We start from the raw sequence: 24,780 nt of genomic DNA, 5'->3' as shown, positions 1-24,780 counted from the left end.
GCTTTTATCTGTTACGGGCAAACTTTTTGCATAGAATTTATAGAATATTATACTATTTTCTCAATTGATGATGATGGGCACAATCTCTTCCTCGTTGGGCCAATGCGGCAGATAGAGCAGCGGGCGAGGAGTTCCCCCCAAGCCCGTCCAGTCTATCCGTGTAACAAAGTCGAAATCGGGAGGACCGAAGTCGAAACTCCTTCCATAGAGCACGATGGCGCCCCTGCCTTCATCTATTTTCCACAATCCGCCGCCATAGGTGCATTGCTCGCCGGGAGCCAGCATGTCGCGATGCAGATAGACGTGGCCGAACTTCAGCACACCGTCTCTATTGATGATGAATTTCTGAAACATCTCTATTTCTTCTCCCAGAACATTTTGTCGATGAAATCATAGCGCTTCTCCATCTGGGCATCAGACTTCACTTCTGTCTTTACATCTATCTGAAGTACAGGGGCTACGGCCTTGCCATTGGTAGATGGCCACTCTGGCAGACCCAGGCCGTTTGGATTGCCGGTCTTTACGAAGTTGACATAATACTGGCTGAAGATGTCGCTGATCATATAGTCCTCAGGCTGCCAGTTGAACACGCGGTTGGTTGGCAATGTGCCCATCGCATACTCGATGTCGGCAGAGTGAACGGCACCCTTGTCCTGTGGAGCAGGAGCTGCATCTTCCTTAGCATCTACCACGCCGCCAGCCAATGCTGCCACCTTGCCCTTGATGGCCATTGCAGGACGAGGGTGGCAATAGCGGTAGCGGTAAACGGGTTGTCCGCCGGTCAGCTTGTGCATGTTGCCCCACTTCCAGGTAGAATAATCCAGGAAGATATCCGAAGCCAGATTCACACCCGGCTGCTCCAACACATCCTTGTCGTTGTTGATTCCGTAAAGGCGGAAGAGTTCATCGATGTTCTCTGACCCGAAGGTAGCCTTGGCACCAGCCTTCAGATTCTCAACGGTAGGCTGTTTGCCCATCAATACCGCCCATGGTGTCATCTCCTGGTTGTTGCCACCAATGAGCAGAGGCACCTTGGTCTGCTCGCCCTTGGCGAAGACATCTACAGGCTGTTCTTTCATAAAATATCCGTCGATATTATAGACAGGAACCGCTCTTACTCCCGCCAGCTTCATCAGTTCCTCGGCTGGAAGGGCACGAAGCTCGTTGAGATTCTTCATTCCTATGTTTTTTTTCACTTTCTTGCCCGTTTCCTTGCCCATCTTCTCTGCGATTTTCTGGGCAAGCTGCACGCCTTTCTCTTCAGCTTCCTTCTGGGTGGCAATCTTCTTGAATCCCATCACCGAACCGCTGGAACCCATAGCCTGGGCAAAGAGTCCCTGGCAGAGAGGGGAAGCCATCAGGGCGCTTACTGACATGGAACCAGCCGATTCGCCTACGATGGTGATGCGGTTAGGGTCTCCGCCGAAAGCCTCGATATTGTCCTTCACCCATTGGATGGCTGCCACCTGGTCCATGAATCCATAGTTGCCGGAACCCTTGTAGGATGTTTCCTTGGAGAGCTGTGGATGAGCGAAGAATCCGAAGATGCCCTCACGATAGTTGGCTGTGATGGAGATGATGCCCTTGCGCGCCATTGCATCGCCCGCATATCTAGGTTCGCTTCCGCTGCCAGCCATCAGTCCTCCGCCGTTGAAATAAATCAAAACCGGCAGATGCTCCTTCATGGTCTTTGCAGGAGTCCATATATTAAGGTATAGGCAATCCTCGCTGTTTGTCTTCGTGCCGAAGTTCATGTCTCCGAAGATAGGTTCCTGCATCGGGTTCGGTCCGAACTCCTTTGCTTCGCGCACGCCCTGCCATTTCTGGGCTGGCTGAGGAGCCTTCCAGCGGAGATTGCCCACAGGAGGGGCTGCAAATGGAATACCCTTGAAAACCGTGATGCCTGAGAGGTCTTTTCCTTCGAGAATACCTTCGGCAGTCTTCACCTGAGTTTGCGCCATCATTCCCATAGCAGGGAGCAGAAAGGCGATGGATAAAAGTAGTTTCTTCATATCGTAAATCTTTAGTTCCTTTTAATCTTATGGAATTGTTTTGTAAATCATAACCTGCATTTCTGCAATGATAATGCAAAAATAAACAAAATTTCGGTAACTTGGCTTGTTTACCTCAATTTTTTTTCATATTTTTGCAGAAAATAAGCTGCGCTCGGCAATTTGTAAGCAAGCTTACATTGCGCTCGCTTGCATTATTTTTGCAGATAATATAATGTTTAATCTTTAAAACCCTAATGATTATGATGAAAGGTTATGAACAGAAGAAGTATCCTGTAGCCACCAAACGCTACGTGCAGTGGCTGGAATTGGAATCTGATGAGGAGGCTATCCGTGAATATCGCCGCCTGCATTCTGAGGAAGTGCAATGGAAGGAGATCCGTGACGGAATCCGTCAGGTGGGAATCCTGGAGATGGAGATTTACATCTTCGGCAACCGGCTGGTGATGGTTGTGGATGCTCCCGTAGATTTCGATTGGGACAAGAAAATGGCAGAACTCGCCACTCTCCCTAGACAGGCAGAGTGGGAGGAAGTGGTAGGCAAGTTCCAGAAGTGCGGCAAGGGTGCTACGAGCGATGAGAAGTGGCACATGATGGAGCGCATTTTTTATCTTTACGATTAAAACAGTAAAGTATGAAGAAAAACCTAAATGACTGCAAGCGTCTCTTGCTGACGGCTTGCTGCACCTTGGTGCTTTCGTGTGGCTGGGCAACGGTCAACGAAAAACCTTTTGTAATCCCTGAACTCAAGCAATGGAGCGGGGCTGAGGGAATGTTTACCCCATCGGGCAAATACGTGGTGAAGGGCGGAAAGAACGCCCAGGATGTGGCGAAACTCTTTGCTGCCGATTATCATGACCTGGTGGGAAAACCGCTCACGCCTAAGATGGGAAAACCTTCTGCCGGCGACATCGTGCTGGTGCTCCAAGCTGATAAGAAATCGGCCAGGCAGCTCGGCAAGGAGGGCTATCGCCTCACCATCGGCGACGTAACCACCATCACGGCTTCTTCGGTAGAAGGACTGGTATGGGGTACCCGCACCGTGCTGCAGCTTTCAGAGCAGCAGCGTTCGGCAGGTTTCGTGCTGCCAAAGGGTTCTACCCAGGATAAGCCTGCCTATGGGCTGCGAGGCTTCATGATGGATTGCGGAAGAAAGTTCATCCCGATGTCTTATCTGCGCTCGCTGGTCAAGATGATGTCTTATTACAAGATGAACACCCTGCAGATTCATCTCAACGATAACGGATTCCGACAGTATTTCGGTAACGACTGGGCGAAGACCCCGGCAGCTTTCCGCCTGGAATGCGACACCTATCCGGGACTCACGGCAAAGGATGGCAGCTATTCCAAGGCTGAGTTCATCGAACTCCAGAAACTGGCAGAGCAGTATGGTGTCAATATCATCCCCGAGATAGATGTGCCAGCCCATTCGCTCGCCTTCACCCATTACAAGCCGGAAATCGGGTCCAAGGAATATGGAATGGATCATCTCGACCTCTTCAATCCCGAGACCTACAAGTTTGTGGATGGGCTCTTCAAGGAATATTTGGAGGGTAAGAACCCCGTGTTCCGTGGTAAGGTAGTGCACATCGGAACCGATGAGTATTCCAACGCCAAGAAGGAGGTGGTGGAGAAATTCCGCTACTTCACAGACCATTATATTAAATATGTGGAGTCGTTTGGCAAGCAGGCTGCCGTTTGGGGCGCACTTACTCATGCCAAGGGCGACACCAAGGTGAAGTCGGAGAACGTGATGATGCATTGCTGGTACAATGGTTATGCAGACCCGAAGGAGATGAAGCGCCAGGGCTACAAACTGGTGAGCATTCCTGACGGATTGGTTTACATCGTTCCGGCAGCGGGCTATTATTACGATTACCTGAATTGCCAGTATCTTTACGATTCTTGGACTCCGGCGCAGATTGGCAACGAGAAGTTCGAGGAGAACGACCATGCCATTCTCGGCGGTATGTTTGCCGTATGGAACGACCATGCGGGCAACGGAATTTCGGTGAAGGATATTCACGACCGCCTGTTCCCTGCCTTGCAGACGCTGTCGGCAAAATGTTGGACGGGTGCAGCCACATCATTCTCCTTTGAAGATTTCAATCGTCTTCGTCTTTCGCTCAGCGAGGCTCCTGCGGTTAATGAGGCGGCACGCTGGCAGAAGGGCAAGCAGCTAAGAATAGAGACTTTGAACCCTGGTCAGACCACGGGTGAGAAGGAAGTGGGCTATGGCTATCGGGTGGAGTTCACCATCGAGGGAGCCGATGAGCCGAAGGGCACGGTGTTGTTCTCATCCGATAACGCCACCTTCTATCTTGCCGACCCTGAAAGCGGCCAGCTTGGTTTTGCCCACGAGGGTTATCTCAACAAGTTCAACTACAGGGTAGAGAAGGGGAAGAAGGTAACTCTGGCGATTACGGGCGATAACAGGAAGACCTGTCTTTATGTGGATGGCAAGTTGCGCGAGGAGTTGGGTCCGCTCACCCTTTATGCGATGCAGCAGAAAGACCTGGCTACATTCCAGAAGAGTGATGCTACAGCCACTCAGCCTATCGTTTATAATCCTTCTGCCAAGATGCACTATCAGCGCACGCTGGTGTTCCCACTCCAGAAGGCTGGCGATTTCAAGAGCCGGATTACGGGAGTGAAGGTAGAGCAGGAGTAGTCTATAAGTGCCCATAAAAGCCCCCTATTTATTTAATCAGGTGAAAACTTCGTTAAGATAGTTAAAAAATAGGGGGCGAGGAGTACAGCGTATTCAAAATTTTAGTAATTTCGCATCAATACTACTACAGAAAAACAGCTAGCTGTATCAACTAGATGGGTAATAGCAGACAATACCAGATATTCTGGCGTATTTCTTCTAAATTCTAAACCTAATGAAGAAATATTTCACTAAAAGCCTATGGCTTATTATTGCAGCCTTACTAGTAGTAAGTTGTAGTAAAGAGGATGGCGTGATGGATTCTTCATCACGAAGTGACAAACTGGAAGTTAGCTTCAACTTCTTCGAGAAATCAATCTCAGAAATTGAATCCAGAGCAGGTACTGCTGACGTAGCTCAGGCAGCATCTCCTTGGATTACCCGTGCAGACACTGATGGGAAGAAGAACCTGAGTGAGTGCAAGCAGATTACTGAGTTGGAGGTAGCCCTGTTTCCGGAAGGTAAAGATACGATGTATTTGGTAACCCAATTCTCTACCGACAAGAATTTCGGACAGGTGAAACTGTATGTGCCTAGAGGTAATTACAAGATGGTGGCTATTGCCGCTGCTACTGATAACCCTTCAAAAGTCAACAAGGTCAGCATCAAATCACAGACTAAGGTCGTCTTCCCTAACAATGAAGTCACAGATATGTTTTATACCTATCAGGATATTGCTGTAAAAGATAGAGAAGAAAGACAGAACTACGACTGCATCCTGAAACGTGGAGTAAGCGTATTGGTATTGGACAGCCGATTAGAAATTCGTCCAGACTACATCAAGTCGTTTAAATATACGATTACCGGCAACTGTGGTAATGTCTTCAATCCATCTACGGGTCATTGCCTCGAGAAGACCACCCTGACCAAGACATACGATATCTCGGGCAATCAATACAAGGGTAAAAAAATCATGTTCAGTAGCTATTTCTTCCTGGGCGAGGATAATGTAACGGATATCACGCTGGCTACCCAGTCTGTTGATACAGAAAATAATGTGGCAAAAGAACTATCGTTCGAAAACGTCCACATGGTGAAGGGAAAGATGACCACCTATAAAGGTCCGTTCCTCTCTACCCACTCAGCCGCATCATTCATCATCGATTCTCCAACCATTCCAGATTCCGGTTTCAGCACCGAATTTGAATAAAAAAGAAAAAACGAAAAAGATGACTAGACGTCTTGGCGAGTCATCTTTTTCGTTTATTCTAGAAACTGACATAGAGTCGGGCACTAAGCGTCGTGAAGTCTCCATTGTCGTTTTTGATGTACTGGAACGATGGCTGAAGGGAGATGGATTCCGTCAGCTGTCTTTTCCACGTTACTTCCAGCGAATATTCCGAACCCTGCTGGAAGCGGGCGTACTGGCCCGACAGACCGCACTCGTTCTTCTCGTCCTGATAGGCACCGCCCAGTTCTGCGTATCGGTAGCAGGCATTCTGATGACTGGTGTTCTCTGAATATTGCACCATGCACGAAATGTTCCTGTCGCCAGCTTTCCAGACGCTCTGCTCTCCGTAAACCCACCAGGCACAGGTGGTTTTGCCCTTGGATTCATCGGCAGGAACCATTTCGCCATCCTCGTTGATCGGATATTGACGGGTATGGACGGCAGCACCCGCAAAATATTTTCCACCTTTATGTTCATACTCCAACTGCGCCATGTTGAAGATTCCATCCTTCTTCGGGCGAACCAGGAAAGGATTGTCGTGGGCTTTCCAGCCATTATATCCCGCACCATTATACAGACTGTTTCTGAAAGTCCATCCACCCTTGGTTACATCAAAGTAAAGGGTCAAGCCCGAATACGGATAGTTGGCTATCGGATAGCTGGAAGCAACCGTAGGAAAGATTCCCTCAGAACTGTTCAGGAAAAGTGCCGTTACGTCAGAGGTAAAGAAATCCTCGTTCACGTTTCTCACACCCACAAACAGATGGCCCGAATTCCACTCGTGCATGTAGCCCAGCACGGCAAGCATGGCGAAGTTGTTGTCTGCATCTATGTTCGAAAATCCCTGCCAGTCATCAATAATGCCATCGTTGGTCTTTGCCACATGCAGTGTAGCCGCCTCGAACGAATCCTTTCCTCTTCCTATCGGAACACTCAGTTCCAATCTCAGCTGATTGATCAGATTGGTATTCTTGTTCATGTCCCATTGCCATTCAGAAATATATTGTCCGTTAAAGCTCTGTGCATAAGCAAGGCAAATATTGATGCTGCCTAAAATAATAAAAATAATTCTCTTCATTTCTTTATGTTTTTGTATAATCTTCATGTTTTGTATCATTTCTTGTTCACTTACTCGCCGCCTGCGAGCATCTCGCTAATTCATGCAGCAAAGGTACTGGGTATTTGAAAATCCTGCAATACTTAATAATCGGTATTTTTATTTCTTCTAAATAGCAGAGTGGCTATCTTTATCCCCATTTCTAGGTATTTTTGTTTATTCTAAATAGTTGTGGTTCCGCCTAATCCCTATTTATAGGTAATTAGACGGAACTAACAATAAACATTTTTTGTATTATAGCCAGCGTTTGAAAGCTCGGATGTAAAGAGTTTTAAGCCATTGTGTCAATACGCAGTAAGACAGCAGAATGCCTGCCAGCCATGGAAAGTAAGTCCATGGAAGAGGACTTAAGCCTATCGAACTGCCGAATGAACTGAACGGAATGCAGATGCCGACAGCCATGATGGAGAAGGTCATCAGCATCACAGGCCATGAGGCAGAACTCTGGATGAACGGAACCTTGCGGGTACGGATCATGTGAACGATGAGGGTCTGGGAAAGCAAGCCCTCGATAAACCAACCCGACTGGAAGAGGGATTCCATGTCCGGCCCCTGGCACTTGAACACCCACCACATCACCATGTAGGTGGCAATATCGAATATCGAACTGATAGGTCCAATCCAAATCATGAATCTGCTCAGGTCGCCCGAGTCCCACACGCATGGTTTGGCGAGGTATTCCCTGTCCATGCGGTCGAAAGGAATGGTGGTCTGCGAAATATCATAAAGCAGATTCTGAATGAGCAGATGAATCGGAAGCATCGGCAGGAAAGGCAGGAAGGAACTCGCTGCCAGTACGCTGAACATGTTTCCGAAGTTGGAACTAGCCGTCATCTTCACGTATTTCACGATGTTTCCGAAGGTCTTTCTGCCTTCCAGTACGCCGTTCTCCAAAACCATCAGGTCTTTCTCCAGCAGGATGATGTCAGCACTCTCCTTGGCAATATCCACAGCCGAATCTACAGAGATTCCGATATCTGATTCTCGCAAGGCTGCTGCGTCATTGATTCCGTCGCCCAGGAAGCCCACGGTGTTGTTCTTCTTCTGCAGGAGCTGGATGATTTCCGACTTCTGCATCGGTGTAAGCTTCGAGAAGATGCTGCATTTTACCACCGCTTTCTGTTTCGCCTCCTGACTCATGTTTTCGAGTTCCGGCCCCGTAACGGAATCAGAAGTATTGATTCCTACCTGTCGGGAAATCGCCTTTACCACCGCCTCGTTGTCTCCCGAAAGTACTTTTACTTCCACGCCGTGCTCGTGCAACTGCTTGATGGCCTGGGAAGCTGATTCCTTTGGAGGATCGAGAAAGGCAAGATAGCCAATGAGAACCATCTCCTTTTCATCTTCGATGGCAAAGTTGTTTTCCTTACTCAGGAAACTCTTCTGCGCCAGGGCCAGCACTCTCATACCTTGTGCATTCATCTCCTTCACGAATCTCTGTGCCTTGCTTCGCATGCTGTCTGATAAAGGCTGAACCTTTCCGCCGAATTCCGCAAAGCTGCAAACCGTCAGCATTTCTTCTACGGCTCCCTTGGTGATAATCTGTCGCTTGCCATTTCTGTCTTCTACCACCACCGACATGCGTCTTCTGGTGAAATCGAACGGAATCTCATCCACCTTTTTATATGAGCTGCTCAGCGATTCCAGTCCCAGTTCCTTGACGTGCGAGAGGATGGCGCGATCCATCAGGTTCTTAAGTCCCGTCTGGAAATAACTGTTGAAATAAGCGTGGCGCAGAATGCGGTTTTCCTTATCCTCGGTTCCATCCACGTTCACGTGGCGCTCCAATACGATGTGGTCCTGCGTCAGGGTGCCCGTCTTGTCGGTACAGAGAATGTTCATGGCACCGAAATTTTGAATGGCGTTCAAATCCTTTACGATGGTCTTCTTGCGCGACATTACCATCGCTCCTTTCGAAAGGTTGGCGGTTACAATCATCGGCAACATCTCTGGGGTAAGTCCCACGGCCACGGAGATGGCGAAGATGAAAGCCTCCAACCAGTCGCCCTTCGTAATTCCGTTGACCAGGAATACTATAGGAACCATTATGAGCATGAAGCGGATGAGCAGCAGACTCACCTTGGTGATTCCCTTGTCGAAAGCCGTAGCGGCACGATGGCCCGCCACGTTCTTGGCAATGGTTCCCAGATAGGTGTGGCTGCCGGTGGCGAAGACAATGCCTTTTGCCGATCCGCTCACCACGTTGGATCCCATAAAGCAGATGTTGTCGAGGTCAACGATGCTGCCCGTATGGTTGCGGGCTTCCGAAAGATTCGGGAATTTTTCGATGGAATCTGATTCGCCTGTCAAACTGGATTGGCTGACGAACAAATCCTTGGATTCGATGATGCGGACATCGGCAGGAATCATGTCGCCGGCAGAGAGCATGATGAGGTCGCCAGGTACCAGTTCCTCGTTGCTGATTTCATCGCCTGGCGAACCGCCACGGGTGCTTGTGCCGAGACGCATTACATAGCAGGTGTTGGTCACCATCTTCTGTAGAGCTTCGCTGGAGCGGTTGGCTTTCCATTCCTGCACAAAGCGGAGGATGGTGCTCAGAATAATCATGGTCGAGACTACGATGATGGAAGTCCAGTCCTGGTCGCCAGGATCTGCCATCCACACATCCATCACGTAAGAGATGGCTACCAGTACGGTGAGCACTCCTACGAAAGGATTGATAAAAGCCTTGGCAAGCATTACGAGCGGCTTCTTCTTTTGCTCGTGTACAATCTCGTTCTTGCCATAGAGTCCCTGTCTCTTCTCTACTTCTTCATCGGTGAGTCCCAATGAGGTAGTCTGGAAGTAAGTAAGCACCGTGTTGAGTGGTTCCTTGGCAGCCATCAATACCGTCTCGGTATTGAAAGCCATTTTTCTGATGTTCTTTTTCTTCTTCCACATAATTGCTTTACTTTTACTTGATGTGAATTATTGTTTTGCGGTTGCAAAGGTAAGCAAACTATGTGGAAGAAGCCGTTAGAAAAGAATTAGAACGGTATTAGAAAACTATTAGAGAATCAGTAAGTCGTTTATTAATAGGGAGATGTATATTGTGAGGATTATGCTAGATATGTGGAATCTCTACAATGAAGATGGTTCCCTTGCCCTGCTCCGAATGCACGGCGATGTTGCCATCATGCAGATGGATAATCTTATGGGCCAGTGTCATCCCGATGCCGTAGCCTTCTACTTTCTTCTTCTCATCTCCGCCTCCTCTATAAAATAAGGTGAAGAGATTCTCCTTATCCTTTGCCGACATTCCAAAACCGTTATCTGCCATGCGGACGATGCTCCATTTGTCTCTGAAGGAAATCTGGACGATGGAAGAATGATTCTCCGAATACTTGCAGTTGTTCTCTATCAGATTGGAGAAGGCGATATTCAGCAGATAGGGATTGCCGAGGACGGTAATCAGACTATCATCATCTTCTTCCTCGTTGCAGAAGAGCAGGTCGATGCTGTATTCCGGATGCGCCCGCAGGATGAGTTCTCTTGCATCTAATAAAAGTTCATCCAGGCGAACCTCTCGCATGCTGATTTCTTCCTTGCCGTAATCCGCCTTTGCCAGGTTCAGCAGACCGTCTATCAGTCGGGTCATTCGCTTGGCATCCTGCTGCATGTTCTGCATGGCGAGCTGGTACTGCTTGTTGGTTCGCTCTTTCTGTAGCGAAACATCGATTTCGGCTGTTAGGGCAGCCAGAGGAGTACGCAGTTCGTGAGACACGTTGCTCACAAACTGCTTCTGTGAATTGAATGAAATCTCCAGTCGCTTGAGCAGTTCATTGAAGGCGATGGTCAGTTCGCCCAACTCATCCTTTTCGTTCTTCACGGGGATGCGGCGGTCTATGTGGGATGCGGTAATGTTTTCAGCCTCGTTCACGATGTTTCTTATCGGTTTGAGGGAGAGTTTTGCCAGAACATAGCCGGCGATGAAGAGCAGCGACAATCCGATGATGAAGAGGCAGATGAGGGTTTCCTGCAGTCCCACAAGGTTGTCGTAGCCGTAGCCGTCATAAGCGGCAGCTGTAACAATATAATCCTTTCCCTTGTATTGGAAAACCATTCCGATGCCCTGGTATTTTCCGATGTGGAATTCAATCTCTTTTTTCTGAATGATTTCCTTGATCATCCCTTCGGTTTCCTTCACGATGTCGTTGTGGATGGCATCGTGGTAGAGCATGTGGAAATCGGTGGTATAGACGGCAACCTCTACCTCGTTGATAAACTTCCTATTGTTCAGATAAACCGACTGCATGGTCTTGGCATCTACCTGTCCGGCCAGGAAGAGATTGGCCTTGGTAATGCCTTCGCTTTTCAGGTTTCTGAAGAAAGTCTGGTCGCGGGTATGTTCGCTGACCAGGTAAATGAGCACCATGCAAAGCAGAAATATGGTTGCCGTAATGCAGGTGTATTTAAGTGTAAGGGCTGTTCTGATTTTCATGATTTCTATCTGATTTTAATGAATTTCTTGTTCGGCTTATCTGTTGGGGGCATTACATTTTATCCGTTAAGATAAAGCCTACTCCCGGTTTGGTATGAATCAGTTTTACCTCGAAGTTCTTATCCATTTTCTTTCTTAGATAGTTAATATAGACATCGATGAAATTGGTTCCCGTATCAAAATGGGTGTTCCAGACCTTTTCGGCGATTTCCACTCGGCTCACCACCCTTTCGGCATTCTCCACCAGATAAACCAGCAGGTTGTATTCCTTAGGCGAAAGCTTGATGGGTTCGCCGTTTCGGGTCACTTCCTGTCGTTCCAGATTGATGTACAGATCGGCGTATGAAATCTCCTTCACCACATCAACCTTAGCCACGGCTCTTCTTTTCTGCAATACTCTCACTCTCGCCAGCAGTTCTCTGAAATCGAATGGCTTCACCATGTAGTCATCGGCTCCCACATCAAAGCCTTCCAGTTTATCATCAGCTGTTCCCAGAGCCGTGAGCATCAGAATAGGGATTTCTTCATCCGCCTTTCTGATTTTCTGGCAGAGTTCGAAACCATTGAGCTTCGGCAGGATGATGTCTGAGATAATCAGTTGGAAATCATTCGATTGAAACAGTCTCCATCCCATCTCACCATCGTAAGCCACCAGAACCTGATAGCCGTTCTCTTCCAGACCGATTTTCAATAAATCAGCCACTCGCTTTTCGTCTTCTATCACTAAAATCTTAATCATACTTATAATCGTCTTTTTGTAGCTTGCAAAAGTACATCAATTTTAAAGATTCCCACGCTTCTTCACTTTTTATTATGGAAAATTAACCGTAATATCTTAAAAAAACTTTGCCTTGTCAGATATTATTCGTACCTTTGCCTTGTTTTAAAAAGTTTAATCAGTTAGAAATCAGTTTAATCAATTAGAAAATGAAGAAGATATTAAATCCATATTTGAACAAGGAGGGTTACAACTGCGTTTGCTGTGCCCCAAACAATCCTATAGGATTGCATCTTGAGTTTTGGGAAGAGGGTGAGGATGTGCTTACCATCTGGAATCCCGGCGAGAATTACCAGGGCTGGATCAATACCCTGCATGGCGGAATCATCAGTATGCTGATGGATGAAGTGGCAGGCTGGGTCATCAACCGCAAACTGCAGACCACGGGTGTGACGATGCAGCTCAACGTGAAGTACAAGAAACCTGTGATGACCACCGATTCGCAGATTACGGTGCGTGGTCACATCGCCAGTCAGCGCCGTAACATCGTCACCATCCACCTGACTCTGGAGAATTCCAAAGGCGAGGTTTGTGATGAGGGCGAAGCCATCTACTTTACCTTTGGTCCTGATAAAGCCAAAGAGATGGGATTCGACTGTTGCAAGGTAGAGGGGGAGGAATAACTCTCCCCTTATGGTGAGGAATTTGATAAGGAAGCCTTTCTTATGAAGACTTCCTTTTATGAAGTCTCTTTACGATGCAGCAGCAGTCTTCTTGTTGAAGAGCCAAATCGACAGAATGACGATTGCGATGCTTACAAGGCTGAGGCCTCCTTCCATCATCGGAGTGCTGGCGATGTAAGTATCGTAGCATTCTTCAGGAATCAGGCAGAGCGTATTGTTGGTGATGTGGATGATGATGCCCGGAATCAAACTCCTGGTTCGGTAACACATCCACGCCATGACGATTCCCAGAATGATGGGTCCAGGAATCTGTGCCGGGTTGAGATGGATGAGCCCGAACATGATGCTTGAGCCGATGATAGCATACCAGGGACTGATGTTCCATCTCAGCATCTTTCGCATCATCAATCCGCGGAAGAGGTATTCTTCGGCTATAGGAGCAATGATGCAGAGCACCAGAATTCCAATCGGATTATGTGCCAGGTTAACAAAATCCTGCTCCATGTAATCAGGCAAATCCATGAATCTTTCTAAAACACTCATAGGAATGGCCTGGAACAGTCCCACCAAGAAAACCAGCAAGAAGATGATGGTCTTAGGCATCTGCTGAATCTTTTCCAGGCGAACACGCAGATGGAATTTCTTTCGGCATTTATGAATCATATATAGCTCTGCTGCCAGCATATAAATTGCCGGGATCCATGCACTATTGATGGTTGTCTTCGTCAGGAATTCGATAAATTCGCAGCTAAAAGCTGCTGCAATGCCAACCGGAAAGGCGGCAAGCATGGACATCAGATAGACGTAGATGGCGCTTCTGGTGCCAGGCCATGCACGATACAGAAACCATCCCTTGGTTCCGTTTCTTCCCTTTGACAGGATTGCTGAAAGTTTTTCTTTTTCCATAAAGCTGTAGTTTTGTTTGTTTATGCAAAGATATAATAAAATCCTGGCTTGTTGGGTTAAGTGCATGTTATTTTTATGTTAAAATACCGACACCTGCCCATTTTGTGGTCTTCATTGATGACCAGCGCTTGCCATCTATTAAGACCAGCCTCGGTCTTCATAGATGACCGACTTTTGGCACAAGAAGACTGTTCTTTCGATTGCCGGTGCAAAGATACAAAAATTCGAAGCAGAAAGCAAGCTTTTCCCCGTAGAATATTGAAAATATGCTGTAAGTGGTTGATATGTAGTGATATAAGTATTTGCGGTTTTTACATCTGATTGCAAAAGCCGCCTTGGATTGCTTTTGATGATTGAAAAAGCGGGGAAATGTGGGGTGGTGTCATTAAGGGTCAGTGTCATTAAGGGTCATTAAGGTTTTCGGGGGCGCAAATATCTCTATAGTATAATAATAAATTATTTATTATTATACTATGGCTCTAAATGACATTTGCTTTTTCTTAATGACCCTTAATGACACTGACCCTTAATGACACGATAGAGCTTCTGAAAGCTATTCTGGAAGAATGTGGTGTTGATTGTATTGTGTTGATAATCAGTTCGGTAGTTGCAAATGGAACTATTCTGATTCCCTCGTTTAATACTATAAAAACGCACGGAATTCCCCTTCGCTCTATCCAGTTTTTGATGCTCTTTTTACGAGAATCTTGACAAAATATATCAAGAAATTCCTTGTAAATCCTCGTTTTTCCCCCTTTCATTCTGCCATTCCCCCTCTTATTTTTGCCTTCTGAAGGGGTGAAAAGTGTTATCGGAACCACTTTTTCTTGCTTCTAAGGTCATTAAGGTCAAGGTCATTATCGGTCATTAAGGTTTTCCAATCCCTTAAAAGTCCTTTACGATTTGCTATGAAAATCGCCTTTGCAAAAAAGGGTGGTTTATGGGTTAAAATCAAGCTTTTTTTCGGAAAAGTGTAGCTTTTAGCCCTTGTTTTCATAGGAAAAGTGTGTTTTTTATTTGGTTATTTCGTAGGAAAAGTGTATTGGGGTATGCTTGAAAAAGGGGAAAAATATAATGGCAGGTTCCAAATTGATGCATCGGGAACCTGCCATTTTCTATCATTTTACGCCAATTTAAGTCTCAGCGAATTAAGCACTACGCTCACACTTGAGAAGGCCATCAGGGCACTTGCCCACATCGGGGTTATCTGGAAATCAATGCCGAAGATATGAAGGGCGCCGGCTGCCAACGGGATGCAGATGATGTTGTAGATGAACGCCCAGAAGAGATTCTGCCAAATCATGTGAACCGTCTTCTGACTCAGTTTTACGGCTTCCGGAAGTGCCAGCAGGTCGTCGCTCATCAGCGTAATCTGCGCCACATCCATCGCCACATCCGTTCCCTTTCCTATCGCCATACTCACGTTGGCAAGGGCCAGGGCCTGGGTGTCGTTGATTCCGTCGCCCACCATCGCTACCTGCTTGCCTTCGTCCTGAAGTTTCTTTACCAATGCCTGCTTGTCGCCAGGCAGCACCTTGCTCTGGTAATGCTTGATGCCGGCTTTCTCCGCCCAGTAGTGAGCCGCTTCCTCCTTGTCGCCACTCATCATATACACCTCTATTCCCTTTTCCTGCAACTGCTTCATCGCTTCCTGGGCATGAGGCTTGAGGGTCTCTCTCGTCTCCAGATCCAAATCCTCCTGTTTGGTGAAATCGATGTTCTGGTTAGGAATGGTGAGGGTGCCGGTCTTGTCGATGACGAGGGCGTTGATCTTGTGGAGATTCTCCAGCGCCGACGCATCCTTGATGAGAATCTGCTTCTGCGCCGCCTTGCCGATGCCCACCATCAGGGCGGTAGGAGTGGCAAGACCCATGGCGCAAGGACAGGCGATGACCAATACGGCTACGGCTGAGAGAATGGCCTGCGGAAGTGCTGCGTTGCCGCCTATCAGCCACCATGTTAAAAAGGTGATGAGGGCGATGGCTGCCACGGCTGGAACGAAAATCAGAGCCGCCTTATCCACGATGCGCTGCACGGGTGCCTTACTGCCCTGCGCCTCCTGAACCATGCGGATGATGTGCGCCAGGGCGGTGTTCTCGCCAATCTGCTTGGCTCTCATGCGGAGCTTTCCCTGACTCGGAATGGTGCCGGCCAGCACGTTGTCGCCTGCCTTTTTCATCGCCGGAGTCGGTTCGCCGCTGATCATCGCTTCATCTACATAGGCTGCATCGGGAGTCATGAAACTCTCTGCCTGGGTAACCACGCCATCCACCGGAATCTTCTCGCCGGCTCTTACTTCTATCATGTCGCCTATCTGAATGGTGGAAATCGGAACTTCCTCCATCTTGTAGTCGTTGGTGCCTTCTATCTTCTCGTAAGTCACCAGTCGGGCGGTTTTCGGCTGCATTCCCATCAACTGGCGAATGCTGCTCGCCGTACTGTCCTTTGCCTTTTCTTCCAGGCATCTGCCGGTCAGCACGAAGGTGATGATCATCACGGAAGCGTCGAAATAAGTGTGCCATTCTATGCCTCTCGCTCCCCATACCATTTCTCCGAAGAAGGTGTTGAAGGTGCTGAAGAGGAAGGCGATGAGGGTGCTGAGCGCCACGAGCGAATCCATGTTTGCCGTATGATGCAAGAGCTGTTTCCAGGCGGAAACATAAAACTGTTTGCCGCAGTAGAGCAGGTTGGCGAGTGCCAGGAGCAGACAGATCTGGTTGGCGAAGGAACTGGTATGATGAGCCGAGGCAACGCCATCTGAAATCATATTCTGCTCCATGCCCAGTGAAATCCATCCCATGGAGAAACTCATGGTCAGGATGGCGAAGAGCCAGGAAGCGAGGGTTCGGCGGCGCAGGAGGGTGAACTCACGGCGGTTGATTTCCTCCACGCTTCTATCGCTTTCGATAACGAGGTCGTAGCCGGCATTGCTGATTTCCCGTTTCATATCTTCCAGAGAGATGATGTCGGGGTCATAATCTACCAGGGCAGTTCGGCTCGCCAGGGAAACCGAGGCGGAGTTGATGCCTTCTAGCGACTGCAGTTTCTTTTCAACATTGGCAGAGCATACGCTGCAAGCCATGCCTATTACTGGAATTGTTTTCTTCATTTCTATTCTATTCTAAATTCTATTCTTATTTCTTACAATTGTTGTAGAAAATACTTCACCCATTTTTCGTATGTTCCATATACTTCAACAGAAGCAATGTTGGTGAAGTATTTGAAAGAACTGCTCATCAGTTTTTTGGAAAGCGAGAGCACAGGTTGCTGGATGACATTTCTATCCATCAAAAAGAGCAGGGTTAGCAACCGGCCTATTCTTCCATTTCCATCGATGAATGGATGAATCATTTCAAATTGATAATGAATGAGCGCCGCCATGATGAGGACGTCAGTCTGTTCCTCGTAATGGATATAGTTTTCTAAGTCGGCAATAGACTTTGCCATATCCTCATAGACAGGTGGAATGAAGGGAGCAGTTGCCAGCGTGTCATCTTTTGTTCCAAGCCAGATGGGTGAGGTGCGCATCTCACCAGGGTATTTCCTTTCATTGTGCTCACCTTGCATCATTACCCAGTGAACATCCTTGAGCAATCGGCTGCTAATAGGCAGTTTCTGCATACGCTCTACGGCAAATCTTGTGGCTTGAAGAAGGTTTTGTTCATCTAATTTGCGTTTCTTGTCTTCCTTATCATCTGTTTCAAAGAAAGCTAAGGATATAGGCTTCTTTTCGCCATATACCAGATTCACGGAATTCTCAACTTCTTCCTTCTGCAACGCATCAATATCAGAGAGGTTGCGATTCTTCAATCTTTCATGTGCTTGAGCAAGCAGTGTTTGCATTTCTTCATCCATTTCCAGGTGAATATCCTGCAAAGGGGTTGGGACGAAAGAGCGGTATGCTCTCTCGTCCCTTCCTATTGTTCTGTAATATCCTTGTCTATCCATTTGTATTTAATTCTTTGAGCGACTGGGCTATATCGCCAGCAATACCCACGCTCTTTTCTGCTATCTCCTGTGGAATATAGAGTTCCTGAGACATGTTGAGCGTGATATATTTAGCATTCGGCTCACGATAAGCCAGCTGCATAATAGGTAGCTTGATGAGTCGGTTGCGCGAACCGATACCCAACTCTAATATAACGAGATTTTTGCCAGAATATTTTGCTAGAAATTGATGAAAGAGTAATTTTTTCTTGGGGTCTGGCGCTGCAAAAAGGTCGGTCATGACACCTTCTATCTCGAAAATGCGTTTTTCTTCAAACCCTGATTTCTCCAGATGCAAGTCGCCATTGCTGGTAAGGATGAAGTAATCCTTCTGGCCAATCACTTTCATGAGGTTATGCATCACCTGTGAAGGTTCGTAATCTTCTACCCAAAATTTCACCAATCGTCTGTGGAACTCTAAGCGTGCTTCAGCAGTAGGATACTGAAAGTAAAGACCTTCCACAACATTTCTGAAACCATATTGCTGCTGCATGTCGCCAAACTGTCTTCGAAACATCTCGTTGTTGGCAAAGATATGATAGCCCTCGGCGATAGAGAGTCCGTTGCTGGCTCCTATGAGAATGGCATCTGCCTGGGCAATCCATTCTTGGGCTAGAGTGATATTTGCATTCATATTTAATATATTCTTCCTGGTTCGAAACTTGTATCTGATACGATATGATCTGCCGGTTTGCCCAACAGTTTCTTTAATGTCACGGCGATATCTTCCTTAATGGCAATACTCTTTTGGGCAATCTCCTTTGGAATATAAGCATCCTTTGGATTGATTACTGCATAAGTGGCATTGGGCCAGCGATAGACCATGTTCATAAATGGCTCCTTGATGAACATTGGAGTCATCATGCCCACACCAAGTTCTAGGAAAAGCACTTTCTTGTTCATGTTCTTCTTGAGGAAATCCATATAACGTTGCATTTCTTTTCGGTAATAGCTACCCTCCAGAAACTCACGACTGCGCCACCATGGAATCATCTCCGTACCGCAATGTGGACAACGGGGAATCAGGTCGTCGGGCAGTCTGTCACCTTCTATCTTGTCCAGCAACTCATACACCTTCTCCTTGTTGGGATAGATTTCGTCTGTACAAGTATGTTTACACTGCCAGTAGCGGAAATCGCCCTGAATGCGAGTAATCTTCTCGGCAGGGAAGGTGCGGAAAAACTGCGCATCCTGATTGGTGGTGGCAATATAATAGTTCTTGCCCTCGAGCAATTCTGCCAGATCCTCGTATGGCTCACCCGTATGACACTCATACAGGTACTTGTACTCGCGGAGCAACGCCGCCCATAGCTCACCTTTCTTGATTTGCGGATGATACACCAGCGGGAAAAAACCATCAGCATGATATTTCTCGCCCAACTGTCCGGCTATCTGTTTGAATGTGGCATCGCTCATATAATAGAAGCGGAAACCTGCTGCTGCCGACATTCCAGAGGCGCCACCCACGATGATGGCTTCTGCCTCCTGAATATTCTTTTTCAGTATTTCTATCTGTGTCATAATTTCTAGTATACTTATGCGAATCTTAATTTCATTATATATTTACCTTCATTATTTCGACTGCAAAAGTATGAAAAAATACAGATGTATCAGATACCAGAAAGCCACCAAAAACTACCAAAATGATAAATCATTCTCATTCATACACACCATTCTTATAGTCCTCCTGGAATTTTCTACATGTCTTGCCCGTCTGCTGCTTGAAAAAACGCATCAGGTGGGGTGGTTCGGGGAAACTGAAAGCATAGGCTATCTCACTTATAGACTTGCTAGTGAACAGAAGCTCGTTTTTGATTTCTGCCAACAGTCGCTGTTTCAGCAGATAGGTAGCCGACACTCCATACTGCGCCATCACGCTATGGTTCAGTGTGATGCGGCTAATCTTGAGCAGCGAGGCGTAGTCTTGCACACGCTGCAATTTCCGGATGTGGGTTTCCATCAATTCCACAAACTGAAAGGCATAATAATTCTTAGGAGCAGCCAGAGGCAAGTGATGCTCACGGACATAATGGCGATTCATAATTGCCAGCAGATAGTAGAGTACGCTGACGATGATGTTGTAGCTGTCGGCTTGAGGCTGCCGAAGCTCTGTCCGTATTTTCTTGAGCAGCTGATGATATTCTTCGCATTCATTTCCTGAACACATCAAATAGGGCGGTGTTTCGGTCTGCTGGCAGTATTGCAGTCTATAGACAAAGAATTTGTCGGCAATGAAGGTTCGCATGAAATCTTCACGGAATATCAAAAATTCGTAGTCGAGAGCCGCCTCATCAATGTGCCATTCCTGCTGCTGGTGTGGCTTCACTATGAGCACCATGCCGTCTTTCAGGTTTATCTTCCTGTAGTCTATCAGCACGTAGCCATTAGCTTTCTTGATGAAAAATATTTCGAAGAAGTCGGTCTTGAACACTTCATGTTCCGTAAGCACCCAAGGGCACTCGCCGCCATAAGCTGTGTTGATGTAGAAATCTACGCCGCAATCCGTCTTGTTGAACGGCACTTCTACCAGACGCTGTCTTTGCTTTGTCATAATCTTAATCTTTAATCTGAAGTTTCGCAAGTGAATAAATATCAACTTGCTTGGTTATATATGTTATGTGTCATATGGGCAACAGGCAATGATAGCCCATATCTTGTCCGTTACGGATAAGCAGAAGCTTTCATGTCTGCTTTTCTGCCTGCAAAATTACATATTATTTATGACCCCCGCAAGATTTATGGAAGAAATATCCCGATGGATAGTTGAAAATCATGATAATAAGGTAGATGAAAAATGTGATGGTTCAGGTAAGGGCACAAAAAAGGCAGGTTCCAAATTGCCTTGGAATCTGCCTCGATCATTTATGGGAGATGATTATTTGACTTCGATATTCTTGGTAGCCTTAGCCTCCTCCTTAGGAGCAAGCTTTGGAATCTCAACCTCAAGAACACCATCAGCTACCTTTGCTGAAATCTTCTCACGGTCAGCGTCCTCTGGGAGTGTGTAGCTCTGCTGATAGTTGCTGTAAGAGAACTCGCGGCGCAGATAGTGCTCGTGCTTATCTTCATCCTTATGTTCCATCTTGTTCTCGATAGCCACATTCAGGTTGCCATCGTTATCGATGTTGATGCGAACCCATTCCTTCTTCAGTCCAGGGGCAGCAATCTCCATCTGGTAAGCTTTCTCGGTCTCCTTTACGTTAATGGCAGGAGCGGTAGCATTCATACGTGGCATCATGTCGGTGTTGAAGAATGCATCATCAAAGAAGTTACTCAACCAATCTGAATTATTATTTCTACGTGCTAACAACATAATTAAAACCTCCAATTTTATTTTACTCATCCTCTCGGTTCCTTGCGGCCCCGTCGGGATTTCTGCTTGTTATTTATTTATCTGTTCTTTTCGATTGCCTCCGCCTCGAAACTCCGTTGTCCTTTCGAACTCCTTCATCTTTTGGCTTCAGCTTTCACTCTTATGTTGAGCAACTTGCGTGCCAGCGTCGGATTGGTGACAATATTGGCAGCAAAGTATAAATAATTTAAACTTTGCTGCCAAAATGGGAGGCTTTTCTCGATGTGAATGGCAACAATGTCGCCAAAATCGGAAGTGCCATCAATGAAAAGAATGTTTTCAAAAAGTGGTAGAGAGGCTCTTACTCGTTTGATGCCTTCCGTGAAGTTATATTCTATCACGTCTTGGTTTACATTATGACCGCCCATTGTGTATCTTTGGATAACACGAGATAGAGAATCTTCTTTCGAGGATAAGCCGAAAAAGATGAGGCTGATTTTATAACCTGCATCTTTAAAATCCTGAACAAGATTGACTGGCAAATCTGTAGAGAAGTTCGTTTCGAAGAGACATTGCTAGAAGGTTTCAGTCAAAAGCTTTTACTGTAGAATAAAATATTCCAAGCCTACTTTTGCTAGCTCCATTTGGACCGGCTATAATTGTAAATTCAGGTCTTCTTTTCATAATCTTAACAGAAAAAGAGGTATTCTTCTATTTCTTCATATTTGCACATAAGCCTTTAACCTTTAGAAAACCTTTGAAAAATCTACTGCAAAAATACGAGGAATCTTTTTAATAGCCAAATGTTTTAACCTCTTTTTTCTATCAGCTCTTATCAGAAGCATCTGTTTTTGAAAGTTTTTCTCAAAAAGGTTTGTGGTTTCAGGAATAATGGCTAATTTTGCGGGCGGGAAAGCGTCACTCCTCATTGGTGATGCTTTAGGGAATGATAAAATAAATAGGATATGAATAAGATATTTGATAGTATCAGACAGATGGATGAGGCTGGACAAGAATATTGGTCGGCTAGGGAATTGGCGTCTGTTATTGGTTATGCAGATTATCGTAATTTTAGCAAAATCATAGATAAGGCTAAGGTCTTATGTGTACAAAACAATAAAAGTGTAGAAGACCATTTCGTTGAAGTCAACGAAATGGTTACTATTGGTAGTGAGGCAAAGAGAAAGCTGAAGTCCTACCATCTTTCCCGTTATGCTTGCCTTCTTATTTCTATGTCGCTCAGTTCCAGAAAAGAGAATGCATTGCCTGCATTAGAGTATTTTTCTGGTAAGCAGAATTTATCTTCTTCTTCATTACAAAATGCTGATACTTATACCAATACGGATATTGTGTTCTTCTCAGATTCGGAAGGAAAACTGAGAGTGGAATTAGTCTTTGATGGAGATACGGTTTGGACGACACAGAAGAGAATTGCAGAAATCTTTCAAGTAGATGTGCGAACAGTGAGCTATCACATCAATGAAATCTTGAACAGCGGAGAACTCAATAAATATTCAGTTATCCAAAAATCTTGGATAACTGCGGATGATGGGAAGAAATACGAAATGAATGTATATAATCTGGATATGATTATTGCGGTGGGCTATCGTGTGAACAGTTACAAGGCAACTCGTTTTCGGCAATGGGCAACCAATACCTTGAGCGAATTTATCCGAAACGGTTACGTGTTAGATGATGAGCGTTTTAAGCAAGGTGGAAAGCAGATTCAGGTGAAGTTTGACCAGTTGCTGGAACGTATTCAGGAGATTCGAGCATCCGAGCGTATGGCTTATCAAAAAATAACAGATATTTATGCCACGGCTTGCGATTATCAGAAGAATGCTACTACAACGCAGGAGTTTTATGCCAAGGTGCAGAATAAGTTGCATTGGGCAATAACGGGTAAGACGGCAGCAGAAATTGTTTATTCTTCTGCTGATGCAACCAAGAAACACATGGGATTAACTTCTTGGGCTCAAGCTCCCGATGGTAAGGTGTTGAAATCGGATGTGACAATAGCAAAGAATTATTTGCATATAGAACAGATGAAGGAATTGAATGGTATTGTTTCTGCTTATATTGACTTAGCTGCCAATCGTGCCAAACGCCATATTCCAACGACTATGGAACAATGGGTCAAGTTCTTGGATGGTTTTCTTGAATTATCATCTTATCCAATTTTGATAGATAAGGGAAAGGTTTCGGCTCTTGAGGCTCGGTTGAAAGCTTATGAGGAATATGATAAGTTCAGGGTGATTCAAGACCGTGAGTTCTTGTCGGATTTTGACAAGGAAGTGATGAGGTTAAAAGGAGAATTGGGGTTGTTTGATAATTGATGATTAAGTATGAAAAAAATAATAATTGCTTGTGACTCTTATAAGGGCTGCCTTTCGAGCAGAGAGGTGAACGAGGCGATTGCTTCGGGAATAAAGGTATGGAATACGGATGCTGCTTCTTCTGAAATAAAGATTTTTGATTCTGATGCTTCTTCTCCCGAAATCATTACCCTGGAAATGAGTGATGGGGGAGAGGGAATGCTCGATGCTTTTCTTTCGGCGATGAAGGGAGAGCGAGTGAGGATTCATGCCCATGATGCGCTGATGAGATGGATTGAAGCTGAATACGGAATCGTGGATGATACCGCGATTATCGAGATTGCGCAGACCGCAGGACTAGCTCTGATTGAGCTTGAACAGCGCAACCCGATGAAGGCTACTTCCTGGGGCGTGGGTGAGATGATTATGAATGCTTATCGCCGGGGCGTGCGCCGTTTCATCGTGGGCTTGGGCGGCAGCGCCACATCCGATTGCGGTATCGGAATGCTCAAGGCAATGGGCGACGACTGGAAGAAAATCCGCCAGGAATGCAGCTTTGTGCTGGCTTCGGATGTTACCAATCCGCTCTGTGGTGAAAATGGGGCGGCTTATGTTTTTGCGCCTCAGAAGGGAGCTGATGCTAAGATGGTGCAGATGCTGGATGATAGGGCGAGGAAGTTTGCCGAGGTAAGCTCCAGGCATTTCGGATATGATAGGAGTGAGGCTCCTGGGGCTGGTGCAGCCGGAGGTTTGGGCTATGCTTTCCTGCAATATTTCAATGCTGAGGCTCGTCCTGGGGCTGAGCTTCTCTTGGATGAGATTGGTTTTGATGCGCTCATTCAGAATGCTGATCTCGTGATTACGGGCGAGGGACATAGTGATAAACAGACCTTGATGGGAAAACTGCCGCAAAGGATTCTGGAGCATGTTCTGAAGTGTAGGGAATCGGATAAAAGCCATGTGGATTGCTCGCAGCTTGCCGGGGATTGCAAATCCCCAGATCCTTCATTCCCCCTTGTGTGGCTTGTATCGGGTGGCGTGAGCGACAGACAGGCGATGCTGGATGCAGGTTTTGATAGAGTTATTCAGGTTACTCCGGAAGAAATGCCGCTGGATGAGGCGATGAAGCCGGATGTTGCCCGTAACAACATCATAAAAGCGATAAAGAACAAATAAAACAACAGAACTTTCGCATGTGGTTCCAGATGGACTGAAAGCTCAAAAGCTCCTGCAAGACTCTCGCCCTGAAAGGGCAGAAGCTCCTAGCCCAGGGCATCGCCCTGGGTACACTAGCAGTCAGCAATGCGCCCTGAAAGGGCAAAAGCTTTGTAAATTGCTTGGTACTTGAAAGCTTTTGCCCTTACAGGGCGACAGGTCGGCGATTACCATTACCCAGGGCGATGCCCTGGGCTAGGAGCTTCTGCCCTT

20 protein-coding genes are annotated in these 24,780 nt (G+C 46.4%); 6 read left to right on the top strand and 14 right to left on the bottom strand.

What is annotated here, in order from left to right; all coding sequences use genetic code 11:
- Positions 1-60: 60 nt before the first annotated feature.
- Positions 61-354 (bottom strand): hypothetical protein, encoded by a 294-nt coding sequence (locus DW657_RS07535; RefSeq protein WP_118312016.1) that lies wholly within the window; start codon positions 352-354, stop codon positions 61-63.
- A 2-nt stretch (positions 355-356) separates the two neighbouring features.
- A complete protein-coding gene (locus DW657_RS07530) occupies positions 357-2,012 on the bottom strand; it encodes a carboxylesterase/lipase family protein (RefSeq protein ID WP_199658320.1) in 1,656 nt (551 codons plus the stop codon).
- Positions 2,013-2,257: 245 nt separating this feature from the next.
- Between DW657_RS07530 and DW657_RS07525 the strand changes: the two genes are divergently transcribed.
- The 3 genes from DW657_RS07525 to DW657_RS07515 all read left to right on the top strand — a co-directional run bounded on the left by DW657_RS07525 (position 2,258) and on the right by DW657_RS07515 (position 5,872).
- Entirely contained in the window at positions 2,258-2,635 is a 378-nt protein-coding gene (locus DW657_RS07525; protein WP_118312027.1) for an L-rhamnose mutarotase, read from the top strand.
- An 11-nt stretch (positions 2,636-2,646) separates the two neighbouring features.
- Positions 2,647-4,683, top strand: a complete 2,037-nt coding sequence (locus DW657_RS07520; protein ID WP_118312014.1) for a family 20 glycosylhydrolase — start codon at positions 2,647-2,649, stop codon at positions 4,681-4,683.
- 214 nt (positions 4,684-4,897) lie between these two features.
- Positions 4,898-5,872 (top strand): FimB/Mfa2 family fimbrial subunit, encoded by a 975-nt coding sequence (locus DW657_RS07515; RefSeq protein ID WP_118312013.1) that lies wholly within the window; start codon positions 4,898-4,900, stop codon positions 5,870-5,872.
- A gap of 58 nt (positions 5,873-5,930) precedes the next feature.
- Here the strand turns inward: DW657_RS07515 and DW657_RS07510 are convergent, their stop codons facing one another.
- From DW657_RS07510 to DW657_RS07495, 4 genes are all read right to left on the bottom strand, one after another.
- Positions 5,931-6,971, bottom strand: a complete 1,041-nt coding sequence (locus DW657_RS07510; RefSeq protein WP_118312012.1) for a carbohydrate porin — start codon at positions 6,969-6,971, stop codon at positions 5,931-5,933.
- A 273-nt stretch (positions 6,972-7,244) separates the two neighbouring features.
- The gene (mgtA, locus tag DW657_RS07505; RefSeq protein WP_199658321.1) at positions 7,245-9,914 is read right to left on the bottom strand and encodes a magnesium-translocating P-type ATPase; all 2,670 of its coding nucleotides are present in this window, start codon (positions 9,912-9,914) and stop codon (positions 7,245-7,247) included.
- Positions 9,915-10,074: 160 nt separating this feature from the next.
- Entirely contained in the window at positions 10,075-11,451 is a 1,377-nt protein-coding gene (locus DW657_RS07500) for an ATP-binding protein (RefSeq protein ID WP_118312010.1), read from the bottom strand.
- A gap of 52 nt (positions 11,452-11,503) precedes the next feature.
- Positions 11,504-12,190, bottom strand: a complete 687-nt coding sequence (locus DW657_RS07495) for a response regulator transcription factor (protein ID WP_118312009.1) — start codon at positions 12,188-12,190, stop codon at positions 11,504-11,506.
- Between the two features lie 188 nt (positions 12,191-12,378).
- Between DW657_RS07495 and DW657_RS07490 the strand changes: the two genes are divergently transcribed.
- Positions 12,379-12,852: a PaaI family thioesterase gene (locus DW657_RS07490; RefSeq protein ID WP_118312008.1), complete on the top strand. Its 474-nt coding sequence runs from the start codon at positions 12,379-12,381 to the stop codon at positions 12,850-12,852.
- A gap of 69 nt (positions 12,853-12,921) precedes the next feature.
- Here the strand turns inward: DW657_RS07490 and DW657_RS07485 are convergent, their stop codons facing one another.
- From DW657_RS07485 to DW657_RS07445, 8 genes are all read right to left on the bottom strand, one after another.
- Positions 12,922-13,758, bottom strand: coding sequence for a CPBP family intramembrane glutamic endopeptidase (locus tag DW657_RS07485; protein WP_158577331.1), 837 nt, complete (start codon positions 13,756-13,758; stop codon positions 12,922-12,924).
- Positions 13,759-14,881: 1,123 nt separating this feature from the next.
- A complete protein-coding gene (locus DW657_RS07475; RefSeq protein ID WP_118312005.1) occupies positions 14,882-16,867 on the bottom strand; it encodes a cation-translocating P-type ATPase in 1,986 nt (661 codons plus the stop codon).
- A 32-nt stretch (positions 16,868-16,899) separates the two neighbouring features.
- Entirely contained in the window at positions 16,900-17,706 is an 807-nt protein-coding gene (locus tag DW657_RS07470; protein ID WP_118312004.1) for a Fic family protein, read from the bottom strand.
- Positions 17,699-18,379, bottom strand: coding sequence for a hypothetical protein (locus tag DW657_RS07465; protein ID WP_118312003.1), 681 nt, complete (start codon positions 18,377-18,379; stop codon positions 17,699-17,701). Before DW657_RS07465 ends, DW657_RS07470 begins: the two co-directional genes overlap by 8 nt.
- A gap of 2 nt (positions 18,380-18,381) precedes the next feature.
- Positions 18,382-19,266 carry an NAD-dependent protein deacetylase gene (locus DW657_RS07460; protein ID WP_118312002.1) on the bottom strand — a complete coding sequence of 295 codons (885 nt, stop codon included), beginning with the start codon at positions 19,264-19,266 and terminating at the stop codon, positions 18,382-18,384.
- Positions 19,267-19,402: 136 nt separating this feature from the next.
- Positions 19,403-20,296, bottom strand: a complete 894-nt coding sequence (locus DW657_RS07455; RefSeq protein WP_118312001.1) for an AraC family transcriptional regulator — start codon at positions 20,294-20,296, stop codon at positions 19,403-19,405.
- Positions 20,297-20,620: 324 nt separating this feature from the next.
- Positions 20,621-21,058, bottom strand: a complete 438-nt coding sequence (locus DW657_RS07450) for an Hsp20/alpha crystallin family protein (RefSeq protein WP_089544284.1) — start codon at positions 21,056-21,058, stop codon at positions 20,621-20,623.
- Positions 21,059-21,192: 134 nt separating this feature from the next.
- On the bottom strand, positions 21,193-21,579 hold the full coding sequence (locus tag DW657_RS07445; protein WP_118312000.1) for a hypothetical protein: 387 nt from the start codon (positions 21,577-21,579) through the stop codon (positions 21,193-21,195).
- Positions 21,580-22,002: 423 nt separating this feature from the next.
- On the opposite strand from DW657_RS07445, the gene rhuM reads away from it, so the two are divergent.
- A complete protein-coding gene (gene rhuM / locus DW657_RS07435) occupies positions 22,003-23,373 on the top strand; it encodes a RhuM family protein (RefSeq protein ID WP_199658319.1) in 1,371 nt (456 codons plus the stop codon).
- Positions 23,374-23,382: 9 nt separating this feature from the next.
- Positions 23,383-24,528, top strand: coding sequence for a glycerate kinase (locus tag DW657_RS07430; RefSeq protein WP_118311998.1), 1,146 nt, complete (start codon positions 23,383-23,385; stop codon positions 24,526-24,528).
- Positions 24,529-24,780 lie beyond the last annotated feature (252 nt).

Origin of the sequence: Prevotella sp. AM23-5 (genome assembly GCF_003473645.1) — a bacterium.
GTDB classification, from domain to species: domain Bacteria; phylum Bacteroidota; class Bacteroidia; order Bacteroidales; family Bacteroidaceae; genus Prevotella; species Prevotella copri_A.
This window is presented reverse-complemented; position numbering and strand designations above follow the sequence as displayed.